Here is a 26,682-nt window from a genome sequence, read left to right as displayed (position 1 = left end):
TACAGAGAATGCCCACGCGTGGTTTTCCGATACCCTCTGTATCTTTTAGCATCATAACAGATGTAGGGGTGCTTAGACAATGGAAAATGAAAACTTTGATTTTGATTATGAGATTGAAAAGGCGATGGAGCAGGCAGAATCAATAGATGAATATAAGAAAATTATTCGAGTAGCTTTGGGGAAATGGCTTAAAAATCTCCAGTCAGGACAAATCAAGTTGGATAAAGTATCCGATTTAAAGATATTGATTGAAGCTGATTTGATGTTGAAAGATATTGGTAGTTAGTAGATAATTAAAATAAAACTAACGGAGGTAATAAAATGTTACCAGATTTTTTTCATGATTCAAATGGAGGGATTGTTTGGTCAGCTGTTTCAGCTACTGTCTCTGCTATCTCTGCTGCTCTTGTGTTTGTAGGTGTAATTATGAATATATGCACACAAAGAAAAATAGCTAAACAGCAAATAGATGCTAATTTAAAAGCAAAAGCAAGAATAGAGTGGATAACTGAAGTACGAAATTTAGTTAGTAGGTATATATCTTATCTGTTTGATATAAAAATAACTGTTAGTAGAATGTATGATATGCAGAAAGAAATTCATGATCTGAGTAGAGATTTAAGTCAAGTTGAAAATAAAGACGAAATATATAATAGAAAGGATAATTTGAAAAAACAACTATTAAAAAGAGAAGATGAATTAATGATAAGTATACAAGAATCTATATTGACTGGGGAAAAAATACTACTTCACTTTAGTAAAAAAGATGATCATGATTCTGTAGAGAACGCTATATTAGAGTCAATAGCTATTATAAAAGATATAGAGTCAAAGGATGCTAGACTTGGTTTTTACAACCCATACTTATTTGAAAGTAGTAGAAATTATGCTGATGAAAAGAGAAGTTCAATTGACAGCTCAATTCAAACAATTCGTGAAATTTTTCGTGAATATTTAAAAAATGAGTGGGATAAAGCTAAACAAGGAAAATAGAAAACAAAACTCAACCTAAACAGAATGCGAGGTGGTGTATATTGAATGGCAAGAAAACGTGATCCAAGACGTGATGAAGCCAAAAGAATCTGGTTAGAATCCAACGGAGAAAAGCAATTAAAGGATATTGCATCAGAATTAAATGTTTCAGATTCTCAAATTAGAAAATGGAAATCAATAGATAAATGGAGTGCTGAATTGAAAGGTAATGTTACCAATGCGAAAGGTAACGTTACTAATCAAGGAGGCGCTCCTTTTGGTAATCAGAATGCAAAGGGAAATAAAGGCAATAGCCGAGCATCACCGCCAGTAGGGAACAAGAACGCTTTGAAAACTGGCGAGTATGAAACCATATTTTACGAAACATTAAGCGATGAAGAGAAGGACATCTATTCTAATTTGAATAATGATCCTTCTTTTGTTTTGTCTGAGGAAATACGGTTGTTAAAGATAAGGCAGTTTCGAATGATGAAAAGAATTCAGCAAGCCGAGGCTGGTTTAAACGATGAAGAGATTGATCGCCTGCAACAACTGCGAAAGATTAAAACACCAATCGAAAAGGATGGTAAAAAGCTAGAAATCAAGCGTGAGGTTATGCAAGACGTACAGATTTCAAGAAAGACTTATCGAAAAATAGATGACATTTTATCTATTGAAGATGCGCTTACTAGGATCAGTAACCAATTAACGAAGGCAATTAAACAGCTTAATGCGTTAGCTACAGAGGAATCAAGAAACAAAGTATATAACAACCAAGCCAATAAGCTAGAGGTTGAAATTGATATGCTGAAACTAAAAGCTAACTTGTTACGCAGTGACTCAGAAAAATCTACCGAAGAAAAACTTGATGAGTTGTTAGAAAAGATTAGTGGTGAATTAGATGGCACTAGTTGATATTTATAATCCAAAGCAAATCGACGTGTTAAACAAAACTATTAAGAATGATTGGTTCATCACGCTATTACATGGAGCAAAACGTTCTGGTAAAACAAAAATAAACAATGATCTATTCTTGTTTGAATTGCGACGTGTACGAAAGATTGCCGATAAGGAAGGCGTTAAGGAACCAATGTATATCCTGGCAGGAGTTTCTAGTGCAACGATCCAAAAGAACATCCTTCAGGAATTATACAACATGTACAACATAGAACCCAAATTCGACAAACACGGAAACTTCAAGCTGTTTGGCGTTAAGGTTGTACAAGCATATACAGGAAACATCGGTGGTGTTGGGGCAATTCGTGGTATGACAGCGTACGGTGCTTACATCAATGAAGCCTCGCTCGCTCGGCAGGAAGTATTTGCAGAAATCATTTCACGTTGTTCAGGAACAGGAGCGAGAATCCTAGCTGACACAAACCCTGACAACCCGGAACACTGGCTGAAGAAAGAGTATATCGACAATTCAAGTAAAAACATTCAATCGTTCCACTTTGAATTGGATGATAATACTTTTTTATCTGAACGCTATAGAAATAATATTAAAGAATCAACACCAAGCGGCATGTTTTATGATCGTGATATCAAAGGTTTATGGGTTTCTGCAGAAGGTGTCGTTTATCGTGATTTTGATGCTAGCAAGCACTACATCCAGTCAAAAGACTTACCACCTTTGAGCAACTTTTATTGTGGTGTTGACTGGGGATATGAACACTGGGGTTCAATCGTAGTTATAGGTGAAACGGATGACGGAACAGCTTATTTAATCGAAGAACATGCTACTCAATTTGAAGAGATTGATTATTGGGTAGATGTAGCAAAAGGCATTCAAGAGCGTTACGGCTTACGAGTGCCTTTTTATTGTGACTCTGCGAGACCGGAGCATGTGGCTAGATTTGTAAGAGAAAAGGTTAATGCTAAAAATGCTCATAAAGCACGGTTATCTGGAGTTGAGGAAGTCGCCAAGAGATTTAAACAAGATAAATTGTTTATCTGTCAAGATAGAGTGATGAAATTTCGGGATGAAATTTATCAATACATTTGGGACAAGAAAAAAGGCGAGCCAATAAAAGAATATGATGATGTGCTAGACTCCGTTCGATATGCGATATATACTCATGAGCTTCTTAAGAAACCAAAAGTTAATGTCAACGAAAAGATTAAACGTGTTAAGCGCATGTTTTAAGGAGTGTGAGAAATGAATAAGGTAAACGAGTTTGAACATGGATCTGATATACATTATTCTAACGACGTGAACACAAATTATGTAAAATTTAGCGTAGATTCCAATCTTCACTATAGGTTTAGCTCAGCAGAAGATTTACTTAACGATTTAGATACTTTAGCAGCAATGATAAAACATCATCATGAATATCAGGTAAAAAGGCTAAGTGTATTAGATGATTATTACAAAGCTAGAAATACAAATATCATGGATAATCGTAGGCGTAGAGAAAAGGAAAAAGCGGATCACCGATCAGCACATAACTTTGGAAAAGTTCTTTGTACGTTTGATGTTGGGTACAACACAGGCAATCCTATAAAAGTGCAAATCGAGGACACAAATCAACAAAAAGAAATCGAAGAGTTTAATACTAATAATGACATAGACGGGTTAAATGCTGAACTCTGGCTTGATATGGATAAGTATGGGAGAGCCTATGAGATTATCTATCGAGATTCAGATGATACAGATTATGTTGATTTGGCTAATGTATTTGAAACGTTTGTTGTATATGATACTACAGTAAAACGAGAGCCTATTTTGGCTGTACGGTATCCTAAGACAAGATTCAACAAGGATGCTGATAAACAGTATATTCAACCAATCGTATACACAAAAGAAAAAAGTATCACTTATGATGAGACGACACTAACAGTAATTGAATTGAAGAATCCCCAGGATGAACCGCATGAATATAAAGAGGTACCTATTACAGAGTATTCTCCTAATCGTTTTCGGATGGGCTTGTATGAAGATGTACTATCTTTGATTGATCTATACGATGCAGGGCAGTCTGATACCGCCAACTATATGACTGATCTAAATGATGCTCTTCTAGTTATTAGTGGTGATATTGAAGCAGCAGGACTATCCACAGAGGACGCCATCAAGCAGAAAGAAGCAAATATGCTTTTGCTTGAGTCTGGAACTGATGTGAACGGTAATAAAACAAGTGTGACTGCAGGATATATTTATAAACAATATGATGTGAGTGGTGTAGAAGCATACAAAGACAGAGTGCGCAAAGATATTCACGAAATCTCAATGGTTCCTGATCTTACAGATGACAATTTTTCCGGAGTGCAATCAGGAGAAGCAATGAAATATAAATTGTTTGGATTTGAACAAATGACGGCAACAAAGCAAAGGCTATTCAAAAAAGGTCTTATGCGGCGTTATCGTTTTTTATTTAGCCTAAAATCAAGTATTTCTGAAATGGACAACTCCGATTTGAAAGACTTCCGTGTAATATTTACGCCTAATCTACCTAAAGCCATTCTGGAAGAGTTGAAATCTTTGGTTGATGCTGGAGCTGAACTCAGTCAAGAGACGATCTTAGGACTCGCTTCTTTTGTTCCAGATGTACAGGCAGAGTTGAAACGAGTAAATAAAGAAACGCAAAAGCAGATTGGCATTTTTGATTCAGATGGTGAAGAAGTAATTAACAACAAAAAAGATGAAACAGGGGAGTGATTAAATGAACTCCCAAGAATATTGGATCAAACGGGAAAAAGAATGGCAAAAGCAACAAATTAAAGATGATAAAAAGCGCATGGCAGAAATTAAAAGTCGCATGCAATACGCACAAGATGCGATACAGAAAGAGATAGACGCGCAGTGGGATAGTTTTTCCAATGGTCAGAAAATCACTCGTAGCGAAGCGATGAAGCGTGCAAGCGAAATGGATGTAAAAGCATTTGCTCGCAAGGCTAAGAAGTACGTTAAAGAAAAAGACTTCTCGCCTACAGCAAACAAGGAATTGAAGCTATACAACCTTACAATGCGTGTCAATCGTTTGGAATTGCTAAAGGCGAATATTGGGCTTGAGCTGATAGCCACGTTTGATGATATGGATAAATACTTCTCGGGAGAGCTTACCAATGCCGGCTTGAAAGAACTGCAACGTCAAGCAGGCATCCTAGAAATGACGATTGCTAAAAGCGGTTATGCCAAATTAGTGGAGCAAGTAATAAACAGTTCTTTTCGAGCGGATGGAATTGCAACGTTCAGCGAACGTCTTTGGATGTATCAAGCAGAATTGAAAGCAGATTTGGATAAGTTGCTTGTTCGAAGTGTGACGATGGGCCGTAATCCTAAACAGTTGGCTCCAGAATTGAGTAAGTTTCTAACAGAAGAAGGAAGAGAGAATACTAAGTTTAATACACAACGTTTGATGGTAACCGAAACAACAAGAGTTCAAAGTGGCGTACAGAAGGAAAGTTACCTAGATGCGGATATCGAGAAATATGGATGGGTAACTGAGCCTAACGCTTGTCAATTATGTAAAAGCATTGCCGCTGATGGTCCATATTTAGTAAGTGAAATGGAAGTTGGCAAAAACATGATGCCGGTACATCCTTTTGATAGATGTTCCACTTATCCCATTGTGGATCGCTAAACGTTGATAGTCAATAAATATAGAAGTCGCTAGCACATTTGCTAACGGCTTTTTATTGTGCCTTCTTACAGCTTACAGGCGTTAAAGAGAAAGCTATTTTTCGGCTGACTGGCGTAACTGGTCAAATTTATCGGGTAGCGGCGTAACCGTGGAGGATTAATCATGAAAAAACGTTTATTTATGCCAATGAGCTTACAATTTTTTTCTGAACCAGGAGACGGTGGATCTGGTGATGAGGGACAAAAAGGAAACCTACCAGCTGGCTCACAAGAGATACCGCCCACAGCAAAAGAAGAAAACAATACTGGCAAAACATTTTCTCGTGATGAAGTAGCGAAAATGATTGCTGCTGAGACGAACAAAGCAAAAGCAGCGTGGGAAAAAGAACTAGAAGCAAAAAAAGAAGAAGCTAAAAAGCTGGCAAAAATGAATGCGGAAGAAAAACTACAGCATGAGTTGAAACAAAAAGAAGCTGAAATCGCTGAATTAAAGCGTGGACAGGCATTATCTGAAATGACGAAAGAAGCTTCTAAAATGCTGATAGATGCAAATTTACCACACGATGATGATTTGCTTAGGCTGGTTGTTTCTGATGATGCAGATGCCACAAAACAAGCTGTAGCAGTCATCACTAACTTTGCCTCTTTGATTAAGAAAGAAAACGCAAGACAAACACCACCAAATGAAGGTGGGCAATTTACAGCATCGAAAAATACTAAAGAAACCGTAGCTAAACTAGCTGCTAAAAATCGAATTATCAAATAGGAGGAAAACTTAATGAAAAAGAAACAACTTTTACCAATGAACTTGCAAATGTTTGCTCAAACATGGGATCCAGATAATGTTATGGTATATGAAACGAAAGAGGGAAAAATTCCTGATAAATATAATACGCTCATTTTGAGTGAAGTTATGGAAAACTCTAAGATCATGCAGTTAGCAAAATATGAAGAAATGACTGACAAAGAAAAGAAATTTGAATACTTTGCAGAAGGACCAGGCGCATATTGGGTGGGTGAAGGTGAAAAAATTAAAACATCTAAACCTAAATGGATGAAAGCTACGATGACTGCAAAAAAACTCGGTGTCATTCTTCCGGTTTCTCGTGAATATTTAAATTATAAATTATCAGATTTCTTTGCTGAGATGCAGCCAAAAATTGCTGAAGCTTTCTATAAAAAATTTGATGCAGCTGCCTTATTAAATAAAGAAAACCCATTTCCTCAGTCACTAGACGGATCAGTTATTAGTGCGGGGAATGTGGTTGAAGGCGGATTGACTTATGATAATATCCTAGCCTTAGAAGACAAGTTAGCAGAAAATGAATTCGAACCTAATGCGTTTATTTCAAACCGAAAAAATCGTACAGAATTACGTTCTGCAGCTCAAACAGTCGGGTCAAATGTTGAGTTTATTTATGATCGCTCTGCTAATACAATTGACGGATTACCAGTAGTAGACCTTAAGTCTTTAGATAAAGGAACACTTTACGCTGGAGACTTTAATTACATGTTTTATGGGATCCCATATAATATTTCATTTAAGATTTCTGAAGAAGCCCAATTGTCTACTTTAACTAATGAAGATGGAACCCCAGTTAACTTGTTTGAGCAAGAACTGATTGCTTTGCGTGCAACAATGGATGTTGGATTTATGATTGTAAAAGATGAAGCATTTGGGAAGATTTCCCCAAAAGCGTAACGCCTGCTACCGGTATTGTGCCAAATCAAAAGACATGGACCGGTAAAGTAGGCGATACTAAAACATTTACTATTTCAGCTGTGCCTGCAGATGCTAGCGATGCAGCTGCTGTTGTTGCAGCTACTACAGCAACTTCAAGTGATGGAGCTATCGCAACAGTGACCAAAAATGAAAATGGTGGTTTTGATGGAACGATTGCAGCAGAAGGGTCAGCAACATTCACATTTACTTCTGGAGAATTCACTACTTCAATCAATGTGACTGGTCAACCTGCTAGTTAGGAAGTAAAAATATGATGATTGCAGATGATATTAAAAAACTTCTTAAAGGAACAATAGATGAAAAGCTTGAAGTTATTGAGCGAAGAACGAATGAGCGTATGAAAACCTTGTTAAATACGCAAGAAGTTCCTAAAGAATTTGAAACAGTTGTATATGAAGTATCGTTGAAAAGATTCAATAGAATTGGTCAAGAAGGTATGCAGTCATATTCTCAAGAAGGTTTATCTATGGCTTTTCCTGATTCGGATTTTTCAGAATATCAAAATGAGATTGACGAATTTAAGCGTAAAGATCAGGAAGAGTTGTACAAGCCAAAGCGAGGGAGGTTTAAATTTATATGAGATTTACAGATGAAATTATATTTGTTAAACGTTCATCTGACTCTAAATATGATCCAGATCTCGGTGAGTGGATTGAAGGCAAACTAGAAAGAACAAGAACAGAGGCAAACATGACAGATATTGGCACTGATAGAAGTGTGACTATTTTTGGTAGTGTAGAAGAAGGGGCGAAGGTCATTAGGACGCAGCCTCTTTTTTCTATCCCTACATTTGACTATATCGAGATTGAAGGAAAGACTTGGCAAAAAACAACAGCTAGAAATCCAGCATATAGAAATAGTCTAATTGTGCAAGAGGTGGTTCTTGATGAAGGCACAACTTGAATATAAAGGAATCGATCAGCTGATGCGACATCTGAAAAAAGCAGCAACGCTTAATGACGTTCAAAAAGTCGTGAAAAGTAATACTGCTGAAATGACTGAACGAATGCAAAAAGGTGCGCCAGTGGATACGGGTTATTTACGAAGATCAATCAACATGACCTTGTCAGAAGCTGGCTTAACTGGGATTGCAGGACCGACAGCAGATTATGCACCTTATGTAGAATATGGCACTCGATTTATGTCGGCACAGCCTTATGTTAGACCAGCGTTTAATTACCAAAAAGTCAAATTTATGGCTGAAATGAAAGCCTTGGTGAAATGATGATTAAGACAAGAGATCAATCAATTTTTGATGAATTTTTTAAAATATCCCAAGAAAAACTAGGATACAAAACATATGATTACAAGCCTTTAGATAATGTTGGTTATCCTTTTGTGGAATTTGAGAACACTCAAACGATTCACGAAGCGAATAAAACTGATATGAAAGGTACTGTGATTGTAGTTTTATCCGTCTGGGGATTACAGAAGAAACGAAAGCAGGTGTCAGATATGGCATCTGCTCTTTTTAATGAAGCTAGATTGATAGAAGCCACAGAAGGCTATTATTGGGCTTTAAATTATCAAGCAAGTGGAATTCAAGTGATGGACGACACAACAACGAATACACCGCTAAAGCGGGCGGTTGTCACACTTGAATTTAGAATTAGATAGGAGGAAGAACATGGAAGCACTAAAAGGTATTGATGTCATTTTGCTTTATCGCTTATTGAAAAAAGAAACTCAGGAAGCTGCTTGGAAAATGGCATTTCAAACAGAACACGAAAATGGTTTATCAAGAGATTCAGACTCTACAGTGACAAAAGACGGAAACGTTCAAAGTTTAAGTCCAGTTGAATATGATTTTTCGGCTACTTCAATAGTTGCTAAAGGAGATTCTCATGTAGATGAAATGAAACAAGCCTTATTAAATGGCGATATCATTGAAATTTGGGAAATCAACAAAGCAGAACAGGGAACAGATGATAATGCAAATAAGTACAAAGCTACTTATTACCAAGCGTATGTGTCTGAATTTACTCCATCGGCTGCTGCAGAGGATAACGTTGAATTAAGTTTATCATTTGCAGTAAATGGTGTTGGTCAAGATGGTTATGCAACCTTGACAGAAGATCAAGCTGCTGTCGTTCAATATACATTCAAAGATACCGTGAAAGCAACTTCGACAGGAGCATAAGAGGGCTTAGATGCTCTCTTTTTTATTTTAGGAGGATGAAAAACATTGAAATTAAAAATTAAAGGTAAAGAATATTCGTTTAAATTTGGCACTAAATTTGTACGTGAATTAGACAAAGTGATGCCTTTCATCGATGGAAATATGGAATTCGGAATGGGACTCTCAGCAAAAGTCTTACCGGAATTACGTTCTTATAATGTCAACACGTTGTCACGAGTCTTAGAAATAGCAAATAGAACAGAAGAAGAAACTATTACGTTGGATGAAATGGATGATTACATCGATGAAGTTAAAGACATCGAAAAATTGTTTGATGAAGTCCTAAAAGAATTGGCTGAGTCGAATGCGGGAAAGTTAGCGGTTCGAAACCTGAATCAGAAATTGAAAGAAGCGGAAAAACAACAAGCGGAATAGATTCTGCACTGGCATACGAACAAATTCTTATCAACTCTTTTCGATATTTGGGAATAAACAATATCTCAGATATCGAAAGAATGACTTTATATGAATACAACATTCGTATGACTGCAGCCCAGTTATCTTGGCTTGACAAAGAAAAGTTGATTCACGAATTAGCGTGGGCAAATCAGCAAGTCCAAGCGGAGAAAAAAGTAGGCAAAAAGACAGTTCCTGTATATCGATCCTTTGAAGAATTCTTTAATTATCAAAAAATCGAAGATTCAATCATGGGAGCTTCCGAACTTTCAAAACAAGATAAAAAATTCCAAAGCTTACTAACTAAAGCTAACTCTTGAGGAAAGGAGGAAAATCATGGAACAATTTTCTGTTGAAGCCTTATTAAAAGCCACAGATAGTGGATTTGTAAAGACTTTTAAAGATGCACAAGATGCTGTTAAAACTTTTGAAAAGAATTCAAACAGTATGACAACCGCTGTTGGTAAAGTGATGCAAGGTACTGGTGCCGCAATGACAAAGTATATTACCACACCTCTTATAGGAGTAGGTGTAGCAGCTGCTAAAGTTGGTGGCGATTTTGAAGCACAAATGAGTCGTGTAAAAGCTATCTCTGGTGCGACGGGTGATGCTTTCGAACAAATGAAACAGCAAGCGATCGATTTGGGTGCTAAGACTGCTTTTAGTGCTAAAGAATCTGCTGATGGTATGGAAAACTTAGCTTCTGCTGGATTTAACGCGCAAGAAATCATGAAAGCAATGCCAGGTCTTTTAGACTTAGCAGCTGTATCTGGAGGGGATGTGGCTCTAGCTTCTGAAAATACTGCTACTGCTTTGAGAGGATTTGGTTTAGAAGCAAGTGAAGCAGGACATGTTGCTGATGTATTTGCTCGTGCTGCTTCGGATACCAATGCTGAAGTTGGAGACATGGGAGAGGCATTGAAGTATGTTGCTCCTGTAGCCAATTCAATGGGTATTTCTTTGGAAGAAACTGCAGCAGCTATTGGTATTATGAGTGACGCAGGCATTAAGGGTTCTCAAGCAGGTACAACGTTGCGAGGAGCATTGTCTAGGTTAGCAAGGCCAACAAAGGCTATGCAAGATACAATGGATAATTTAGGTGTTTCGTTTTATGATGCTGACGGTAAAATGAAACCTTTAAAAACTCAAGTAGAATTACTTAAAAAAGCTTTTGAAGGCCTGACGCCTGAACAACAACAAAATGCTTTAGTAACACTATATGGGCAAGAATCATTATCAGGGATGATGGCTTTGATTGATAAAGGACCTGATTCATTGGGCAAATTAACAAAATCTCTGAAAGATTCTGATGGTGCAGCTGACGATATGGCTCGGACCATGCAAGATAATATGAATTCTTCCATCGAGCAAATGTTTGGAGCTTTTGAGTCAGCAGCTATTGTAATTCAAAAGATTCTAGCACCATCCATCAAAAAAGTAGCAGATGCCATATCCGGCTTAGTAGAAAAATTTGTAAGTGCTCCAGAATCAACTCAAAGATTAGTAGTGGCCATAGGAGCAATCGCTATTGCAATTGGGCCAGTATTGTATGCATTAGGAATGCTGGTTAAAGCGTTTCAAACCATGAAAGTGGGGTTAGGTGTATTAGGTAACGGAATCTCTTTGTTCAAGAAATTAGGTTCCGCCATAGGTTTTCTTACCAGTCCAGTCGGATTGGTTATAGCTGCGGTAGCACTACTCGTTGTAGGTTTCATCTATCTTTGGAATACGAGTGAAGATTTTAGAAACTTTTGGATTGGCTTATGGGAAGGAATCAAGTCTGCTGTAAGCTCGGCAGTAGAATGGATTCAGAGCGCATGGAAATCTACAGGAGAATGGTTTAACAATTTATGGAAGTCTATTAAAGAAGGCGCAGACAATGTTTGGACTACAATTCAAGAAGCTCCTGGGAAAGCAGCAGACTGGATTGTTAGCAAATGGTCTGAGATTAAAGAATTCTTTTCAAATATTTGGAAAGGTATCAAGGAATCAGCTAGCGAAGCTTGGGAAGGTGTCTTAAACATACTTTCGCCATACGTTACTGCAATAAAAAATGTTTTTCAGCCAATGATTGATTTCTTTACGAACCTATGGGCTCAAATTGGATCAATCGCAAGTTCTGCATGGGAAATTATAAAAACTGCTGTAATGGGTCCAATTCTACTTTTAATTGATTTGATAACAGGTAATTTTAATCAGTTAAAAGAAGATGCTTCAATGCTGTGGACTACATTAACTACAAATATCGAAAACATTATCACAACGTTTGTAGATATAGTTGTTGGTTATTACACCTCCTTAAAGGATACTGTTATAAATATCTGGAATGTGTTAGCTACTACTATCAAAGATGTGTGGAATTCTTTTACTACATGGATCAAAGAGACAACTAATAATATTGTAAATAGTATTAAACAGGGATGGAATAACCTGAAACAAGGGACAATCGATCTGTTTAATAATATGATTCAAGAAGCGAAGGATTTATGGAATTCTTTCAAAGCTTGGTTTATTAATCTAGTTATTGGAACCAAAGATAACGTTATTCAAGGTTGGAAAAACCTAAAACAAGGCACTATAGATACTTTCAACAATTTAGTAAATGGTGCTCAAGAGGCATGGGATAATTTAGTAAATGCTGTTAGTGATACGGTGGATAGATTAACTGGCTGGTTTGATAACTTGAAAAATATCGATTTACTAGCAGCCGGAAAAGCTATCATGGATAGTTTTCTAGAAGGGTTACAAAATGCATGGAAATCTGTGCAAGATTTTGTTGGAGGTATTGGTGACTGGATTAGGGAACACAAAGGACCTATTCGATACGATAGAAAATTGTTAATCCCAGCTGGGCAAGCAATCATGAATGGACTAAACGTAGGTTTAACTAATGGCTTTGCCAGTGTCCAAAGCAATGTAGGAAACATGGCTAATATGATTGCAGATAGTTTTACTCGTACACCTGATATTGATCTTTCAGCGAATTTAAAAAATGCAAATAGAAATTTCACAACACAAATAGAGCATAGTGTTAACTACGGCAAAAATAAACGTCCTGCAGTTTTCAATATTCGCTTAGGAAATCAAGTGTTTGAAGCGTTTGTTGAGGATATTTCAAACATTCAAGGTAAAGAGGCGGATATTAATTTATTGTTCTAGAAAGTGAGGGAAATATGATGGAGTGGCATAATCCAATGTATGAATTCAGAGACACGGTTAAAAACGACAGTCAGAAAACATGGATACCGACGTCTGCATTGAATTATGATGGGAAGTTTATCGAGAATTATATAGAAGGGTACCAGACTTTGTATGTGGAAGGTAGAGAAATGGTTTCTTTAGAGATTGAGAGTGAAGCGGTGAGCATAGGTGTTCGTATTAGTTCTCAAAGACTTCCAGAGAGGATTTTAACTATACATTTTAAATTAGAAGAAAAGAATCCTATTGAATTTCAACGAAGCTTTAATAAATTGATGAGGCTGCTTTACAGGGATAAAGATGTAGAAATTCACTTTAACGATGAGTTGGATATGTATTATTACGGAAGGTATCAGACCTGTGATAATATTCCAGGAAACGTTCATAGTGTAATATCTAGTTTCTCTATAATCTGTTCTGATCCCAGAAAATATACACGTATATTTGAAACAAACGGCATAGTAGCAGAATATCTTCCGTATGAAGTAGCTCCGATTTCAATTAGTTTAAAGGCTAATAATGATGGGAGCTTAAGAATTACAAATGGCCGTCAAAATATTAGTGTGACTAACTCAATGATAAAAAAAGGTGACTCTATCGAGATGGACATAGCTGAGGGAAAAGTTTTTGTAAATGGAGTGAATAAAACGAGAATTCTTGATCTTACTAGCTCCTTTAAAAACTTTATGGTTAGGACCGGTGATCTAGTTGAGTGTGATAACGGCACTCCCTTAATACGATATAGAGGAGTGTGGTTGTAATGGACAAAGATGTTTATTTTTTCGATGAAAGCCAAAAACTTATAAAAATAGTAGGGGAAGATAAACTTTTTTCTGTAGTTCAAGAAAAGGAAATCACACCAAGTAAAGATGAGTTAATTAATGATAAGTTAGCAGTTAGCATGGAGTTTGATGACGAAATTAAAGAGTCAGCTTATATGGCGGTTCGTGAAAGCGAGTCGTCTTTTTCTATGTATAAAATTATCGGAATTGCTGATCCGGGTTCATTGTTGATATTTACTGGGATTAATTTTGGTCCTGATGAATTGGATGCTTATATCATTAATGATATTCGTCCGGCTAACGAGTTTTTTCAGAAAACCATCCAGAGAGTCATAGATTTTACATTAGGTGAGTGGCGAGTTGGTCATTTAGATTCAACACTGCCAGCAGTTTCTATGACTTTTTACTACTGTAGTATCCGCGAAGCCTTAAAAAATCTACAAACGTTAGGATGCGAGATTGTTTTTAGGTGCAATCTAAGTGGAGAAGGCGTCACAGATAAATGGATAGAAGTTTACAAGCAGATTGGCGAATACAGTAATGAGCGATATGAGTACGGTGACAAAGCCTTGACAATTGAAAAAGAAGTGAATCGAAGTAACATCTATACTTCTCTAATCGGCCGCGGTCGTGGTGAAGAGGTTGGAGATGGTTATGGTCGTCGAATTGAGTTTGATCAAGTATACTGGTCCAAATCAAAAGGGGATCCGTTAAACAAGCCTACTGGCCAGATATATTTGGAAATCCCTGAGATGACTGAAAAATATGGTATTCCTACTAAAAACGGAAAACGTCGTAAGCGTGAGAAGGTAATTATATTCGAAGACTGCGAAGATCCTGTTGAACTAATTCAGCTTACCTATCAAGAATTGGTTAACTGTTCACGTCCGCTAGTTCAATTTAAAGCAACTATTTTCGGAGCAGATAGTTTAGGTAATATTATACGTATTCATCGTGATGACCGCGGCTATCATTACGAGACTAGAATTTTCAGTGTGAAGATTGATCGATTAACAGGAAAAGTCGAAACTGGCTTAGGTGATAATTTAAATACTTCATCAACACGTCAAGCTTCAAATACTCAAACTGCCATACAGACCCTTGATGAGAAGAAGATGACCTTTTATGAGTCCACCGAAGTTTCTAAATGGCAGTCGGATATCATTCGCGGAGCAAAGGGTGGATCAATTATCATGATGAATCCTTGGGATACTGGTAAAGGCGAAAGTCGTCAACCATATCAGATGGTTTGGATGAATGGGGATAGTATTGATACTTCTAACCATTTTCTTGTAGCTAATTCGGAAGGGATTGGTTTTATTGATGGAAAATTCAATGAGTCAAATTTCAAAACGGCATGGACGATTGATGGAAACTTCAATGCCAATTATATCCAATCTGGACGTATTAGAGCAGATATTTTTGAAACTTCATTTAACGCTGTGGGTGATCAGCTCAAGCTAGTAAAAGGAGCTTTGCAAATTGTGAACAGCAACAAAAAAATCATGGAGCTAACCAAAAAAGGGATGGAGTTCTGGAATACCAAAGAATCCATTGGCACAATTGGTACTACTGATTCTGTAGGCAATCCTTTTCCTGGCGCATCCACTCCTACACCGTTAGAAGATAATTCGTTAGTCATTCGAACAAACGGCGATGGAAAATATATTCTCATTTCACCAAAAGAAGGAAAAGGTTGGGTAATACTTGGGAATGGAACTTCTATATTATTTGGAAGTCTTAACTTACAAGAAAAGCTGAATGCCTTTGGGGACGCGGAATTCATGAAAAATGTCAATATTCGTGGGAAACTCACAATTAACGGACAAGAAGTATTCCCTGGACAAGGCGGAAGTGGAAATAATGATGGCGGTAGTTGGAATGGCATGTATCCACCAGAGGTTATCAGTCAAGCGGACAAATTTGCTTGGGAATTATGGGTCATGCTTCTTTCTAGAGGGTATTCCAAAGCATCCATTGCTGGAATCCTTGGAAATGTTCAAGGAGAAGCCGGTGCTGCAATGAATCCAGATGTTGCACAAGTCGGCGGTCCAGCTTATGGAATCGTTCAATGGGATGGTTCAGCATATCCTTTGGTTCCTCCAGCAACATGGGATGGCAGGACTTATGTTCAAAACCTGATGAGAGCCGCAGGAATTACAGAAGATTATCGAACAATGTCAGCTCAAGGAAAGTTATTAGATTGGACAATGTATAACGGTCAATGGTTAGGAATTGTTCAACCGGCAAGTGTTTCTGGATATAAAGCAATGACTGATCCAGCAGCTGCTGCTTATACATTTGAACGAAATTATGAAAGACCAGCAACGACTCATCCAGAACGACAAGAATGGGCAGTTGATTGGTATAACAAATTTAAAGATCTTCAAGTCCCATCTACTGGCAGTATTCTCAGTACAGCCAAAAGCTTGATGGGTTATTTCCATTACTCTCAACCATTGCGTTGGAATTTTGGTAGTGTCGAGAATCCTGATCGTAATGGATATGCTGACTGTTCTTCTTTTGTTTGGCTAGCTTTGACAAAAGCAGGATATAAAACCGCAACACGTGGGACTCTATGGTACACGGGTTCAATGGCTGCAGATGCAAGAGGAGCACGTCAGTATCTTACTGAAATATCCCCAAATGAAGCGAAAGCCGGAGATATCATCATTGTTAATTTAGGTGCAGGTGCTGGTAATGATGGCCATACCGCTATTTTAGCAGAGGATTGGAAGGGATATAGCACGTCTATTGTTGAAATGGGCGGTATGAATTCCAATGGTGTTGGTATCGGTCGCGTAGATTGGTCTTTCGGTTATTTGTTAAACGGTGGCGATGTTTGTCTCGCCAGAGCGAAGAAATAGAGGTGATTTTGTGATCGAAGAAAAAGGATTAAATCATTTGAAAAGTTTGTTGAATCAACCTATTGGAAACCATCAATGTTACGCATTATCTGCGGAATATGCCGGCGTGATGATTGGTCCTGACATGGGAGCTGGCACTAAATATGAGATCAAAGTACGTCATGGCAATGTATTTTCCGCTGCTGAAATTGGACGAGCCTATCCATGGTCATTGTATTTATGGACGGTCATCGCTCATCCTGAGTATGACCAGCTAGTTGTTGGCTCAATTATCAATTGGGAAAGAAACGCAAAAATCAGTGATGCATTTGAAAGTCATGAATATTACGGCCACACAGGTGTAATCAAAGGCCTAGAAAATGGGCGTATTCAGACCTATGAACAAAATGCGGAATCAGGTGGAATTGTGGCGGAATATGATCGTGAATTCTTCGGATCTGGTCAGATAGCTTCTATTTGTATCCCACCTGATTTTGAGAAAGGAGTGGTAATTAATGGCAAAGTGGAACGTAGTACTCAGCACAACTGAGCCGTATAACTATGTTGGCATGATTCAGGTACGGCAAGGCAATAAGAATTCAGAAACTATGGAAGCAACTATCACTGAAAATGGAATGCCATATGATTTAACTAGTTGTAAAGTCTATTTTGAATCAGTTGTCGGAGACAAATATCCAGTTCAATTAGGTACTAAAGTTATCGATGCAAAAAAAGGAAAAATTCAGTACACATTTGATCAGTATTCGATGCAATGCCTACATCGCCAAATAGCAGATTTCATCATTTATAAAGATGATGAGTTAATTGCTACGACGCAAGACTTCTCCTATTTTGTGATTAAAGCCGTCTCAAAAACAGAGGGCGAAATGGGATCGTATTGGCAGACAGTCGAAGATTTAATTGCGGATATGACAGCTTTTATCAATGAAAACAAAGGCGACTTCACAGATTGGATGAATGCACGTAAAAAGGAATTTGAACAATGGCGTCAAGACCAACAAAATACATTTGAAGCATGGAGAGACGGACAAGAAACAGATTATTTGAATTGGTTTGAATCAATCAAAGATATTTTGAAGTCTATCGATCCAGGTGGAGTAATGTTAGCCGAATTAATGGATACGCGTGTAGATCTTCAAGGTGTACGCCATGAATCGATTTCTGAACGTTTCCTAGCCGATCTACACTATTTGTATCAAAAAATGAAAGCAGCGCTTTTCACGATTGAATACGGTGAAATTGAAGTGACTGATATTTTACAGGATGATCTTTTTTCAGATAATCACGAAGTCGAAAAGATCGGAACAGTTGAATTACCAATTGAAGAAGGAGCTTTGATTGTTGCAACTGTTGATGATCCAAAACAGAATGTTTTCACTCTTGAGAAAGTAGGGGTGATCTAATGGCTAAAACAAAACGCATGATGGAAACGGATGAAAAAACGGGCGTACAACGACAATTTTTCCCAATCACTCATGTTTCTGCAGTTCTTGGGTTAGAGGAATTTATGGCTGGTGATGCAAAAGTTCTATCTGTCAATGGGAAAATTGGCGCTGTTGTTATTACTAAAGAAGATCTAGGGTTAGGAAATGCTATCACAGAATTGCCTTATGCAAGTGAAGAGAATGACGGAATTATCACTGCAGAAATGTATCAAAAAATTTTAAACAGTGGAGAAGGTGACGATGTGTTGCCAATTGCCACTGTCGACCGTTTGGGTGGCATAAAAATTGGTGAATTATTGACGATTGATGAGACAGGAAAAGTCTCTGCAGTCAGACAATCTGATGTTAATTTCTCACTAGAGTTAAAAGAAAAGCTCGATTCACTGAAAAATTACACTGCAGGAGAAAATATCACTATTGATGAAGATGGAAAAATAAATGCAGATGTGACTGGTTTTTACGTTTTACCAACTGCCTCCGAATTTGTAAAAGGTGGTATTCGCGTTGGCGAAGGATTAACGATGACTGATGATGTTTTGTCCGCCGATAAGCAATTTAACTATACTGCCGGAGCTAATATCAGTATTTCAAATACAGGAGTAATCTCTGCAACTGGTGGTGGAGAAGGTGGCGGTGTCACTCAAGAATATGTTGATCAAAAAATGAGTGAAGCTTACCAAAATGCACAAGCTTATACAGATTCAAAAATACCAAGTGTGTCGTTTGAAAAAGTAGGGGAGGTATAGAGAAATGACAGATATTGTAAAAGTAAAACAGAATGATGTTCAGGTTTACCCCCAAACTCATTGGGATGCTGTTGAGGGAAAGCCGGAAACTATTAAGGGAGATAAAGGAGATCCTGGACAGGCTGCCACAATTACTGTAGGGACAGTAACGAGTGGTACAACAGCTAGTGTCACAAATGCTGGTACTGCAAGTGCAGCGAAGTTTAATTTTGTATTGCCTAAAGGGGATAAAGGAGACAAGGGAGATCCTGGAACAAATGCAACAACGACAGCTGTGGCTACAACTACAGCTAATGGTTTGATGTCCAAAGAAGATAAAGCTAAACTCGATGGATTAGCAAATATTACATTTGAGAAAGTGGGGACCGTATAATGCCAGATATTGTTCAATTAAAAGAAGACGGAGTTTCTAAATACTTAAAAACGCATGTAGAAGCTATTGATGGTAAAGAAGTATTGGTGCAGACAGATGGAGACCAAGCCATTGCAGGACATAAGAATTTTTCAGGTTCTGTAACAATCAATAATAAACGTGTTTTGACGACTGATGATAACAGCTATGAAGTGGTAAATCTGGTTGTCACTAACGGTAATACAGGGACAGCAAAGCTTTATCGTGAAGGAAAAACAGTTTCTATATATTTTGTGGCTTTAAATGGAAAAAGCAGTGGCGGGAATGATTCGGTTATTTTAACTGTTCCAGAAGGCTATCGGACACCGATCAGTTTTGAGCAACTGGTTGGCTCGATAGACCGTTCTACTTTGAACAGTGCTCAGTTATCTATTGGTGCAGATGGAGCCATTAAATGGAGAAGAAATTCAAGTTATGGATCAGATTATTCATTTGTTATCACTTATTCAATTTAAGGGAGGAAATCTAATGAAAGTAGTTTACAAATCAATCAAGCCTTACGGATTCGAGCAAATCATTGTGAATGATGAAGAACATTTACCGGAAGAATGCACAGAAGTCGAACCACCGATTCCAAATTGGAAACCGAAATTCAATTTGGAACTAAACCAATGGGTCGAATTGGCAACTGAAGAAGAGAAAAAAGGGAATGCTGTTGATAGCGTAGATGAATTGGCTAATATTAAGGCATTATACGAAACGCTGAAGGCAGAAAATGATGAATTGAAACAGCTAAATTCTAAAGCAATGCTAAACAATGTAGCAATTAAACAGGAAAACACTGCATTAAAAGAAAAAGCTGATAGTTTAGCACAAATCAATTCAAAAATGATGCTTGCTTCGATTCAAAACAGCAAGGATATTGCAGAAATTAAAGAGCAATTAAATCCAGCTTCAAAGGGAGGTGAGTAGTATGTTTAGTTTTAGCGATGTGAAAATGATGTATGATTGGGGCTGTTTTACTGACGATCAAGTTCGACTGTTCGTTCCGCTATGCATTACAGACGAAGAAGCAGATAAAATCATTAGCAAAGAAGAGAGCGCATCTTAATTGATGTGCTTTTTATTTTGATACAAGGAGTTGCAATATGATTAATTTAGGGGAATGGGGAGCGATAGCAGGATCAATAACCGCTATCGTTTCTTTGATTTTATTAGTAATTAGACCGATTGTTGCATCATTTACAAAAATTACGAAAACACTATCACAAGTGAGTTACAACTTGGAACTATTAACAAAAGATTTAGAATCGAGCAAATCAGATCGATTGATGATTCATGAAGAACTAAAGAAACACGATGAAAGATTAGATGCACATGAAAAAAAATTGGTAGAACACACACAACAAATTAAAACTTTATTTAGGGAGAGAAGAAGATGAAAAAGAAAGGAGGTAAAGAAGAAATGATTTTACCCGATAAGTATTATCAAATCATTAAATGGACAGTTTTAACAGTATTGCCAGCTGCATCTGCTTTAGTAGCCATGTTAGGAAAAGCATATGGATGGAATGGAACAGATATGACAGTACTCACTATCAATGCAGTAGCAACATTTTTAGGCGTTATCACTGGTGTGTCGGCTTATAATTTGAAAAAATAGGAGGAAGAATATGAAAAAGAAAATCTTAGCAGGAGCTCTCGTAGCTCTTTTTTTGTTGCCTGTGAATGTATTTGCTGCAAAAAATGATCAGGGTGTAGATTGGTCGATTTATCAAGGTGAGAACGGAAGATTTGGGTACGCTCATGATAAATTTGCTATTGCACAAATTGGTGGTTATAACGGAGCTGGTTTATATGACCAATGGACCTACTCCACGCAAGTTGCTTCTGCAATTGCTCAAGGCAAACGAGCACATACCTATATTTGGTGGGATGTATGGGGATCTCAAATGATTGCTAAACAAACGATGGATTATTTCTTGCCAAAGATTCAAACGCCTAAAGGATCAATAGTAGCGATTGATTTTGAGGGAGGAGCATCTTCTAATAAACAAGCAAATACGGATGCCATTCTTTATGGTATGCGTCGAATCAAAGCAGCAGGCTATACTCCAATGCTTTATTCAGGTAAGCCATTCTTATTGGCAAATGCTTATTATCAGCAAGTAATCAAAGAGTTTCCAGATTCTCTATGGATCTCTGCTTATCCTGATTATAATGTAACGCCAACTCCTAACTGGAATATTTTTCCATCGGTGGACGGTATCGGTATCTATCAATTTACCTCAACTTATATTGCTGGTGGATTAGATGGTAATATCGATTTAACTGGCATTACAGATAACGGTTATACAGGTTCAGATAAACCAGCAACAGACACTCCAGCAACGGATGCAGGGGAAGAAGCTAATGATACGCCAAAATCAGAAATTAAAGTGGGGGACACTGTGAAAGTGAATTTCTCAGCGAAAAACTGGGCAACTGGAGAAGCGATCCCACAATGGGTAAAAGGAGAAAGCTATAAGGTTCAACAGGTAAACGGCAACAAAGTTTTACTTGCGAATATTTTATCTTGGATTGAAAAATCAAATGTAGAAATCTTGCCAGATTCTACAACTGTTCCAGATAAACCATCAGCTGCTATCCAAACTCATGTTGTTCAATATGGAGAAACACTATCTTCAATTGCTACAAAATATGGAACAACGTATCAAGCACTTGCTTCGTTAAATGGACTAAGCAATCCGAATATGATCTATGCTGGACAAGTTCTAAAAGTGAGTGGAACAGCAAGTGCTACTAGAACATACACTGTTCGACCAGGCGATAACTTGTTATCAATCGCATCTAAGTTAGGAACAACCTATCAATCGCTGGCACAGGGCAATAGATTATCAAATCCTAATTTGATTTATCCAGGACAAGTACTATCCTATTAAAAAAAGCCCCTCAATGAGGGGCGGTACATAGTTAATTCAATATTTTGTCTAAAAAATATGGTATAACTTTTCTAGTAGCTTTTATTTTTGTTTTATTTATATTGTTGTACCTTCCGTTATAGATCAATGGTACATCTGCTTCGCCATATTCTGTTGAAATATGAAGTTGATAATTAGGAATCCCTTCGCTTTCTGTATAGGCAATTTTTAGTGCATCACCAGGCTCAATAGTTTTAGAGTAGCCCGTAGATTTATATATAAGTTCACTATCGTTTTCCATATCTTTAAATTTCATGATGTCAACTTTCATGGGCACGTTTGCAGGGGAAACTAGAACAATTTTTGTGGGACTTTCATCTAATGATATTTCATCATAAATATTCTGAGGGAAATATTTTCCTTGCGTATCTATAGAGTAGAATTCTAGAAACACATCTTCATAGTATGTTTTATTTTTTAAAAAACCAAATATTATAAAAACGATAGCTACAATAGTTAAGATCAATTCTAAGATATCTTTGGGTGTGTATTCTTTACCTAAATACCAATGTAAAAAATTATTTACTGTTTTTATTAATTTATGTTGTTCCTCTGACATTCTTTCACCTTCCAATTCACAAATTTTATTTTATCATAACAAAATAAATTCGTAATTAGACTATTAGAAAAATATATGCATGATGCGTGCAACGAATGATCCAGAAGGAAACACTAAGGGTGGAGCACAAGATTTTCATGATAAGCGTTGGTATTTAAATATTCCACAACGATAAAAAATAGCCCCTCGATGAGGGGCAGTACATATAGTTTTCAATATAGTTGCTAATATTGTTAGCTAATTTGTTAGCAAAGCTGTATACAAATTTAGATAGTAAAAATACGTTTTGTTCTTTATATACATGCACTTTCATTATTGATTTATTATCAGATATACTAACAAAATTAGCTGATTTTTTAGCCATCTCTCTTGTACAATTAAACCAATGATGGTATATTGAACTTACAGCAAAGGAAAGTTAAAGCGTAAAATGGTGTATGATTGTTTTGTACAAGTACATTATTTTGACGTGTTTTTTCCTATATACTTTTTGCGTAGGTACATAAACGGAGGCGATTGTTATGGCTACTAAAAGTTTTACTGAGGAGTATAGGTTTACAAAAAAGAATGCTAACTCTTTAATTAATGCATTATCTAATGATAAATCACCTAGAAAACAGTTGGTAACTAATTTAAAAGTAATCGATGACAAAGAAAAAATAAAAAATATTTTTTTTGGAAGTAATAGTTAGATGGGAATACAGATTATCAGTTTAAGTGATTTATTAGAGGTTGCTCCGGATTTAGAAAGTGTAAATAACATACTAAAGACATTTAAATCTATTCCACATCCTATAACTGGTCAAGTTAATGATGTGGAATATTTTTTGCATCAAAAAGCAATAGAATTCGAGAAAGCTGCTTTAGCAACTACGCATCTTTTATTTAGCTCATATAAAGATAAATCTATGTTAGTTGGTTATTTTTCTTTAGCTAACAAATCTTTAATTATGAGCAAAAAAAATTATAACAATCTCAGTAAGTCCCAACAAAGAAGATTGTGTCAGAATGGTTCAAAAACTGAAACTGGTGGTTACATAGTTAATAGTTATTTGATAGGGCAAGTTGGTAAAAATTATTCTGAAGAAGCTCAAAAAATAGAGGCTATAAATGGAACTCAGATATTGACGATAGCTTATGATACGGTTTTACAGGCAAAAAAAATTATTAATGCTAGATATGTATGGATTGAATGTGAAAATGTTCCGAGGTTAATTGATTTCTATAGAGACTTTGGTTTTGAGGTTATTGAAAATTATGAAACAAACAGTGGATTAGTTGTAATGATTATGAAGTTAAAATAGTAAAACTAATTATTGCAAGTATCTATTACAACGTTAAACAAGCGTATAGTGAACTTAAAAAGATTTAAATTTGCAAAACAAAAACCTCAACCAATCATCCTTGGCTGAGGTTTTTTCATTTTTTCTGAAAAATCTAATCAAATAATAGACTAAAAAATAACCATGTGAGATAATGAACATAGAAAAAAGCTTCAGATACCCCCTCACCCTAGAGTCTTTCCCCAAAAAGATAAGTATCTGAAGCTTTTTTCTTTTTATAACTTGGAAATAGTAACATAAAATAATATATTTTACAAAGAATAAGTACAATCTAGTTTTTTGCTATTAAATGTGTAATAATTAATGTGCCATCACAACAAAGAATGAAAACCATTATTATCTAGTCTATGTCCATTCTTTTTGTTTGCAGTAGTTGTGATGGCTTTCCGTACCCTTAGCTCAGTTGGTTAGAGCAGACGGCTCATAACCGTCCGGTCGTAGGTTCGAGTCCTACAGGGTACATTAATGTAGCCAATTGAATCGTTCTGTGTTAGAATTTTTTGAAGAGTATTATACAAGCTAAAGCTTTTCTTCATTGCCACTCAAATGAGTGGCTTTTTTATGTATCCTTTTATGGATTAATGAAAGGATGTTTCACATAGTTATACTTCTGTATATTTGAAAAGTTTTACTTTGATTTTTAAATGGAAAGACATTTGGGTTATATTGTGAGATAATAATAAAGAAGAGTTTAAAGCGTTCCCCAAAAACCACTCCCCCATAAGTGTGTTACGCTTTAAACTCTTTTATATTTGAAGCCATTAAAAAGCATACCATATTTTTGAAAAAAAGTGAGAAAAAAGGCTTACAATTGGAGTGGTAGTTAACTAGTGACTTATTTTTGATTTTATAGCACTGATACTATAAAATATAGATATCATCATATTACACAATCTTAATACTAACTTAAAAAATATCTCCTTTCATAAGTATGGTGATAAAATCCGTTCCGGGCTACCTTTTTAGGTAGCCTACTTTAATCTTTATACCTTTCTGGATCAACAAAAGTATACTTTATATAATCGTAACGCCGATGATCGCTCCGTGCGTCTGGCACGTCAGTCACGATATCAAACAAAAAGTATACATCTTTTTTCATTCTCGTTTTCGCAGCAGGGATTTTAAAGTAGTTTTTATTGGAATAGTAGAGATTGATTAATAAGCTATCTTCGATTGCTAAAAAGAAAACTTCTGAATTCCATACTTTATAAAAATCTTTGATAAATCTATTCGAAGGATCGAATTTAAACCATAATTGTGTTTTTCCTTCCATCAACATAATGTTCACCTCAAAAAGAGTATACGAACAAATGTTTGTATTGTAAATAGAAAAAGATGAGCTAAATTAAATGCTCATCTTCTTTGATAGATATTATAAATCTAATAATTCTTGTTTCTTTTTATTAAATTCTTCTTCTGTAATGATTCCATCATCCAATAGTTCTTTATATTTTCTTATTTCTGAAGCTGAGGAAATTGTTGATGTATTGGAATTTGTAGCAGAAATATTTCTTCTTTTTAAATTATAAATAATTTCGTTTAAAGAATCACTTATCCTATCAACAGTATCTTTATCAACTGCAACATTCAATACTTTACCAAGAGTATCAATAGTTAATGTACCCAACAGCATTCCTCTTTTTTTACTAATATTATTTAAATTGTCTAATATAATACTTTGTACATTATTGCCTATCATTTTTTGTTGAGCTACAATTAAACGTTTATTAGTTAATGCGTATGCATAATTATTGTCATGCTTAGTTGATGAGATATAATTATGCAATCCTACAAAGCAGAAGATTACGTATTCGTCACTGTTAAGTTGATCTGATATTAAGTTAAAATGATGAGTTGTCCATTTTTTAGTCATTCCTTTACCGTAGCCGTATTTAAGACAAAATTCTACCATCTCTTCAGTGGTTCTCATTCTATCATTACCTATATCATGATTGTTTTGTGCAGTATGATCAGATATGTTTAATTTTCTTTTTTCTGATGGATCCTTATCTAAATCTTCTAAATTCAAAGATCTTATTATTTTATAAGGAGTAGTCATACCGTAACCAGCTTTTTTCATACAATTGCCGCAAACAATTTGTTTATCTTTGATTTTATATGAAGTTAAGCCAATTTTACCTCCGCACTTTGCACATTGTTTACTCACATTAGTTCCTCCTAGATATCAGCTTTCTACTACTATTAATATTCTATCAATAGTGACCATACTTTGACCATACTTTTTAGAAAGAATAGAAAATTCCAAGATATTTAATAATAGAAGAAAAGCACTAACATCATGGGTTCAGAAGAATTGAGAGCTTATCAGGAAACAGTATAATTGAAGTGTCTGTTTATCCAGTAGCTCAAGAAGCTTAATTGAAGCTTGCGATTAAAGAGGTTGTGACAAGATTTTTGTCACAACCTCTTTTTTGTTTATAAAAAAAGTTGGAATGAAGGATGCGAAGGTTGCCATGTCTTTTTACGCTTAAGATTTTTTTGCCATTTTGTAATCAGAATGTTTTGATAACTATTG

The 26,682-nt window shown here is 36.2% G+C and carries 34 protein-coding genes, 1 tRNA gene and 1 pseudogene; 33 read left to right on the top strand and 3 right to left on the bottom strand.

Annotated features, from left to right (window positions below; all coding sequences use genetic code 11):
* Window positions 1–79 precede the first annotated feature (79 nt).
* The 29 genes from AB3I27_RS08580 to AB3I27_RS08440 all read left to right on the top strand — a co-directional run bounded on the left by AB3I27_RS08580 (window position 80) and on the right by AB3I27_RS08440 (window position 22,205).
* A complete protein-coding gene (locus AB3I27_RS08580) occupies window positions 80–286 on the top strand; it encodes a hypothetical protein (protein ID WP_222896893.1) in 207 nt (68 codons plus the stop codon).
* Window positions 287–321: 35 nt separating this feature from the next.
* A complete protein-coding gene (locus AB3I27_RS08575) occupies window positions 322–993 on the top strand; it encodes a hypothetical protein (RefSeq protein WP_222896892.1) in 672 nt (223 codons plus the stop codon).
* 45 nt (window positions 994–1,038) lie between these two features.
* Window positions 1,039–1,887 (top strand): phage terminase small subunit, encoded by an 849-nt coding sequence (gene terS, locus AB3I27_RS08570; RefSeq protein WP_222896890.1) that lies wholly within the window; start codon window positions 1,039–1,041, stop codon window positions 1,885–1,887.
* On the top strand, window positions 1,874–3,118 hold the full coding sequence (locus AB3I27_RS08565) for a PBSX family phage terminase large subunit (protein ID WP_222896889.1): 1,245 nt from the start codon (window positions 1,874–1,876) through the stop codon (window positions 3,116–3,118). The genes terS and AB3I27_RS08565 overlap by 14 nt, the downstream gene beginning before the upstream one ends.
* 12 nt (window positions 3,119–3,130) lie before the next feature.
* Window positions 3,131–4,630, top strand: a complete 1,500-nt coding sequence (locus AB3I27_RS08560; RefSeq protein WP_368022968.1) for a phage portal protein — start codon at window positions 3,131–3,133, stop codon at window positions 4,628–4,630.
* Window positions 4,631–4,634: 4 nt separating this feature from the next.
* Complete coding sequence (locus tag AB3I27_RS08555; protein WP_325908045.1) at window positions 4,635–5,555, top strand: minor capsid protein; 921 nt, start codon at window positions 4,635–4,637, stop codon at window positions 5,553–5,555.
* A gap of 162 nt (window positions 5,556–5,717) precedes the next feature.
* The gene (locus AB3I27_RS08550) at window positions 5,718–6,320 is read left to right on the top strand and encodes a DUF4355 domain-containing protein (protein WP_325908046.1); all 603 of its coding nucleotides are present in this window, start codon (window positions 5,718–5,720) and stop codon (window positions 6,318–6,320) included.
* 12 nt (window positions 6,321–6,332) lie between these two features.
* Window positions 6,333–7,256 (top strand): phage major capsid protein, encoded by a 924-nt coding sequence (locus AB3I27_RS08545; RefSeq protein WP_325908047.1) that lies wholly within the window; start codon window positions 6,333–6,335, stop codon window positions 7,254–7,256.
* 17 nt (window positions 7,257–7,273) lie between these two features.
* A complete protein-coding gene (locus AB3I27_RS08540; RefSeq protein ID WP_002323699.1) occupies window positions 7,274–7,537 on the top strand; it encodes a hypothetical protein in 264 nt (87 codons plus the stop codon).
* An 11-nt stretch (window positions 7,538–7,548) separates the two neighbouring features.
* Window positions 7,549–7,878 (top strand): phage head-tail connector protein, encoded by a 330-nt coding sequence (locus AB3I27_RS08535; protein WP_002323928.1) that lies wholly within the window; start codon window positions 7,549–7,551, stop codon window positions 7,876–7,878.
* A complete protein-coding gene (locus AB3I27_RS08530) occupies window positions 7,875–8,201 on the top strand; it encodes a hypothetical protein (protein ID WP_325908048.1) in 327 nt (108 codons plus the stop codon). Before AB3I27_RS08535 ends, AB3I27_RS08530 begins: the two co-directional genes overlap by 4 nt.
* Window positions 8,185–8,523 (top strand): HK97-gp10 family putative phage morphogenesis protein, encoded by a 339-nt coding sequence (locus AB3I27_RS08525; protein ID WP_010722880.1) that lies wholly within the window; start codon window positions 8,185–8,187, stop codon window positions 8,521–8,523. Before AB3I27_RS08530 ends, AB3I27_RS08525 begins: the two co-directional genes overlap by 17 nt.
* Window positions 8,523–8,915, top strand: coding sequence for a phage capsid protein (locus tag AB3I27_RS08520; RefSeq protein WP_325908049.1), 393 nt, complete (start codon window positions 8,523–8,525; stop codon window positions 8,913–8,915). Before AB3I27_RS08525 ends, AB3I27_RS08520 begins: the two co-directional genes overlap by 1 nt.
* A 10-nt stretch (window positions 8,916–8,925) precedes the next feature.
* On the top strand, window positions 8,926–9,438 hold the full coding sequence (locus tag AB3I27_RS08515; RefSeq protein ID WP_002293017.1) for a phage major tail protein, TP901-1 family: 513 nt from the start codon (window positions 8,926–8,928) through the stop codon (window positions 9,436–9,438).
* Window positions 9,439–9,483: 45 nt separating this feature from the next.
* Window positions 9,484–9,852 (top strand): tail assembly chaperone, encoded by a 369-nt coding sequence (locus tag AB3I27_RS08510; protein WP_002293018.1) that lies wholly within the window; start codon window positions 9,484–9,486, stop codon window positions 9,850–9,852.
* A gap of 80 nt (window positions 9,853–9,932) precedes the next feature.
* Window positions 9,933–10,193, top strand: a complete 261-nt coding sequence (locus AB3I27_RS08505; RefSeq protein ID WP_325908050.1) for a hypothetical protein — start codon at window positions 9,933–9,935, stop codon at window positions 10,191–10,193.
* Between the two features lie 16 nt (window positions 10,194–10,209).
* Complete coding sequence (locus tag AB3I27_RS08500; protein ID WP_325908052.1) at window positions 10,210–13,032, top strand: phage tail tape measure protein; 2,823 nt, start codon at window positions 10,210–10,212, stop codon at window positions 13,030–13,032.
* Between the two features lie 14 nt (window positions 13,033–13,046).
* Window positions 13,047–13,832 (top strand): distal tail protein Dit, encoded by a 786-nt coding sequence (locus tag AB3I27_RS08495; RefSeq protein ID WP_239690766.1) that lies wholly within the window; start codon window positions 13,047–13,049, stop codon window positions 13,830–13,832.
* On the top strand, window positions 13,832–16,720 hold the full coding sequence (locus AB3I27_RS08490) for a phage tail spike protein (RefSeq protein WP_325908053.1): 2,889 nt from the start codon (window positions 13,832–13,834) through the stop codon (window positions 16,718–16,720). The genes AB3I27_RS08495 and AB3I27_RS08490 overlap by 1 nt, the downstream gene beginning before the upstream one ends.
* 10 nt (window positions 16,721–16,730) lie before the next feature.
* Window positions 16,731–17,249 (top strand): CHAP domain-containing protein, encoded by a 519-nt coding sequence (locus AB3I27_RS08485; protein ID WP_077940677.1) that lies wholly within the window; start codon window positions 16,731–16,733, stop codon window positions 17,247–17,249.
* On the top strand, window positions 17,215–18,123 hold the full coding sequence (locus AB3I27_RS08480; RefSeq protein WP_325908054.1) for a phage baseplate upper protein: 909 nt from the start codon (window positions 17,215–17,217) through the stop codon (window positions 18,121–18,123). Before AB3I27_RS08485 ends, AB3I27_RS08480 begins: the two co-directional genes overlap by 35 nt.
* The gene (locus AB3I27_RS08475) at window positions 18,123–18,911 is read left to right on the top strand and encodes a hypothetical protein (protein WP_325908055.1); all 789 of its coding nucleotides are present in this window, start codon (window positions 18,123–18,125) and stop codon (window positions 18,909–18,911) included. The genes AB3I27_RS08480 and AB3I27_RS08475 overlap by 1 nt, the downstream gene beginning before the upstream one ends.
* 4 nt (window positions 18,912–18,915) lie before the next feature.
* Window positions 18,916–19,284, top strand: a complete 369-nt coding sequence (locus AB3I27_RS08470; RefSeq protein WP_047929318.1) for a hypothetical protein — start codon at window positions 18,916–18,918, stop codon at window positions 19,282–19,284.
* Entirely contained in the window at window positions 19,284–19,778 is a 495-nt protein-coding gene (locus AB3I27_RS08465; RefSeq protein WP_325908056.1) for a hypothetical protein, read from the top strand. The genes AB3I27_RS08470 and AB3I27_RS08465 overlap by 1 nt, the downstream gene beginning before the upstream one ends.
* A 13-nt stretch (window positions 19,779–19,791) precedes the next feature.
* Window positions 19,792–20,235 (top strand): hypothetical protein, encoded by a 444-nt coding sequence (locus tag AB3I27_RS08460; RefSeq protein ID WP_325908057.1) that lies wholly within the window; start codon window positions 19,792–19,794, stop codon window positions 20,233–20,235.
* Window position 20,236: 1 nt separating this feature from the next.
* Window positions 20,237–20,374, top strand: coding sequence for an XkdX family protein (locus tag AB3I27_RS08455; protein WP_002290625.1), 138 nt, complete (start codon window positions 20,237–20,239; stop codon window positions 20,372–20,374).
* Between the two features lie 37 nt (window positions 20,375–20,411).
* The gene (locus AB3I27_RS08450; RefSeq protein WP_325908058.1) at window positions 20,412–20,705 is read left to right on the top strand and encodes a hypothetical protein; all 294 of its coding nucleotides are present in this window, start codon (window positions 20,412–20,414) and stop codon (window positions 20,703–20,705) included.
* Between the two features lie 23 nt (window positions 20,706–20,728).
* The gene (locus AB3I27_RS08445) at window positions 20,729–20,926 is read left to right on the top strand and encodes a phage holin (protein WP_002336349.1); all 198 of its coding nucleotides are present in this window, start codon (window positions 20,729–20,731) and stop codon (window positions 20,924–20,926) included.
* Between the two features lie 10 nt (window positions 20,927–20,936).
* The gene (locus AB3I27_RS08440; RefSeq protein WP_325908059.1) at window positions 20,937–22,205 is read left to right on the top strand and encodes a LysM peptidoglycan-binding domain-containing protein; all 1,269 of its coding nucleotides are present in this window, start codon (window positions 20,937–20,939) and stop codon (window positions 22,203–22,205) included.
* 31 nt (window positions 22,206–22,236) lie between these two features.
* Here AB3I27_RS08440 and AB3I27_RS08435 read toward each other — a convergent pair whose 3' ends face one another.
* Window positions 22,237–22,803, bottom strand: coding sequence for a hypothetical protein (locus tag AB3I27_RS08435; protein ID WP_174127921.1), 567 nt, complete (start codon window positions 22,801–22,803; stop codon window positions 22,237–22,239).
* Between the two features lie 79 nt (window positions 22,804–22,882).
* On the opposite strand from AB3I27_RS08435, the pseudogene AB3I27_RS08430 reads away from it, so the two are divergent.
* From AB3I27_RS08430 to AB3I27_RS08415, 4 genes and pseudogenes are all read left to right on the top strand, one after another.
* A pseudogene (locus tag AB3I27_RS08430) lies at window positions 22,883–22,978 on the top strand (N-acetylmuramoyl-L-alanine amidase); the annotation flags it as partial.
* Between the two features lie 346 nt (window positions 22,979–23,324).
* Window positions 23,325–23,495, top strand: a complete 171-nt coding sequence (locus AB3I27_RS08425; protein ID WP_002337240.1) for a hypothetical protein — start codon at window positions 23,325–23,327, stop codon at window positions 23,493–23,495.
* Complete coding sequence (locus AB3I27_RS08420) at window positions 23,496–24,107, top strand: hypothetical protein (protein WP_010724139.1); 612 nt, start codon at window positions 23,496–23,498, stop codon at window positions 24,105–24,107. It abuts the gene before it with no gap.
* A 427-nt stretch (window positions 24,108–24,534) separates the two neighbouring features.
* Window positions 24,535–24,608: transfer RNA gene (locus AB3I27_RS08415), tRNA-Ile, on the top strand.
* Between the two features lie 514 nt (window positions 24,609–25,122).
* Here the strand turns inward: AB3I27_RS08415 and AB3I27_RS08410 are convergent.
* Together AB3I27_RS08410 and AB3I27_RS08405 are read right to left on the bottom strand one after the other, a co-directional pair.
* Window positions 25,123–25,425, bottom strand: coding sequence for a DUF5960 family protein (locus AB3I27_RS08410; RefSeq protein ID WP_002366100.1), 303 nt, complete (start codon window positions 25,423–25,425; stop codon window positions 25,123–25,125).
* Between the two features lie 93 nt (window positions 25,426–25,518).
* Window positions 25,519–26,313 carry a PH domain-containing protein gene (locus AB3I27_RS08405; protein ID WP_002301595.1) on the bottom strand — a complete coding sequence of 265 codons (795 nt, stop codon included), beginning with the start codon at window positions 26,311–26,313 and terminating at the stop codon, window positions 25,519–25,521.
* Between the last annotated feature and the right edge of the window lie 369 nt (window positions 26,314–26,682).

The sequence above is a fragment of the Enterococcus sp. C46 genome (assembly GCF_040887565.1).
GTDB classification, from domain to species: domain Bacteria; phylum Bacillota; class Bacilli; order Lactobacillales; family Enterococcaceae; genus Enterococcus_B; species Enterococcus_B lactis.
This window is presented reverse-complemented; position numbering and strand designations above follow the sequence as displayed.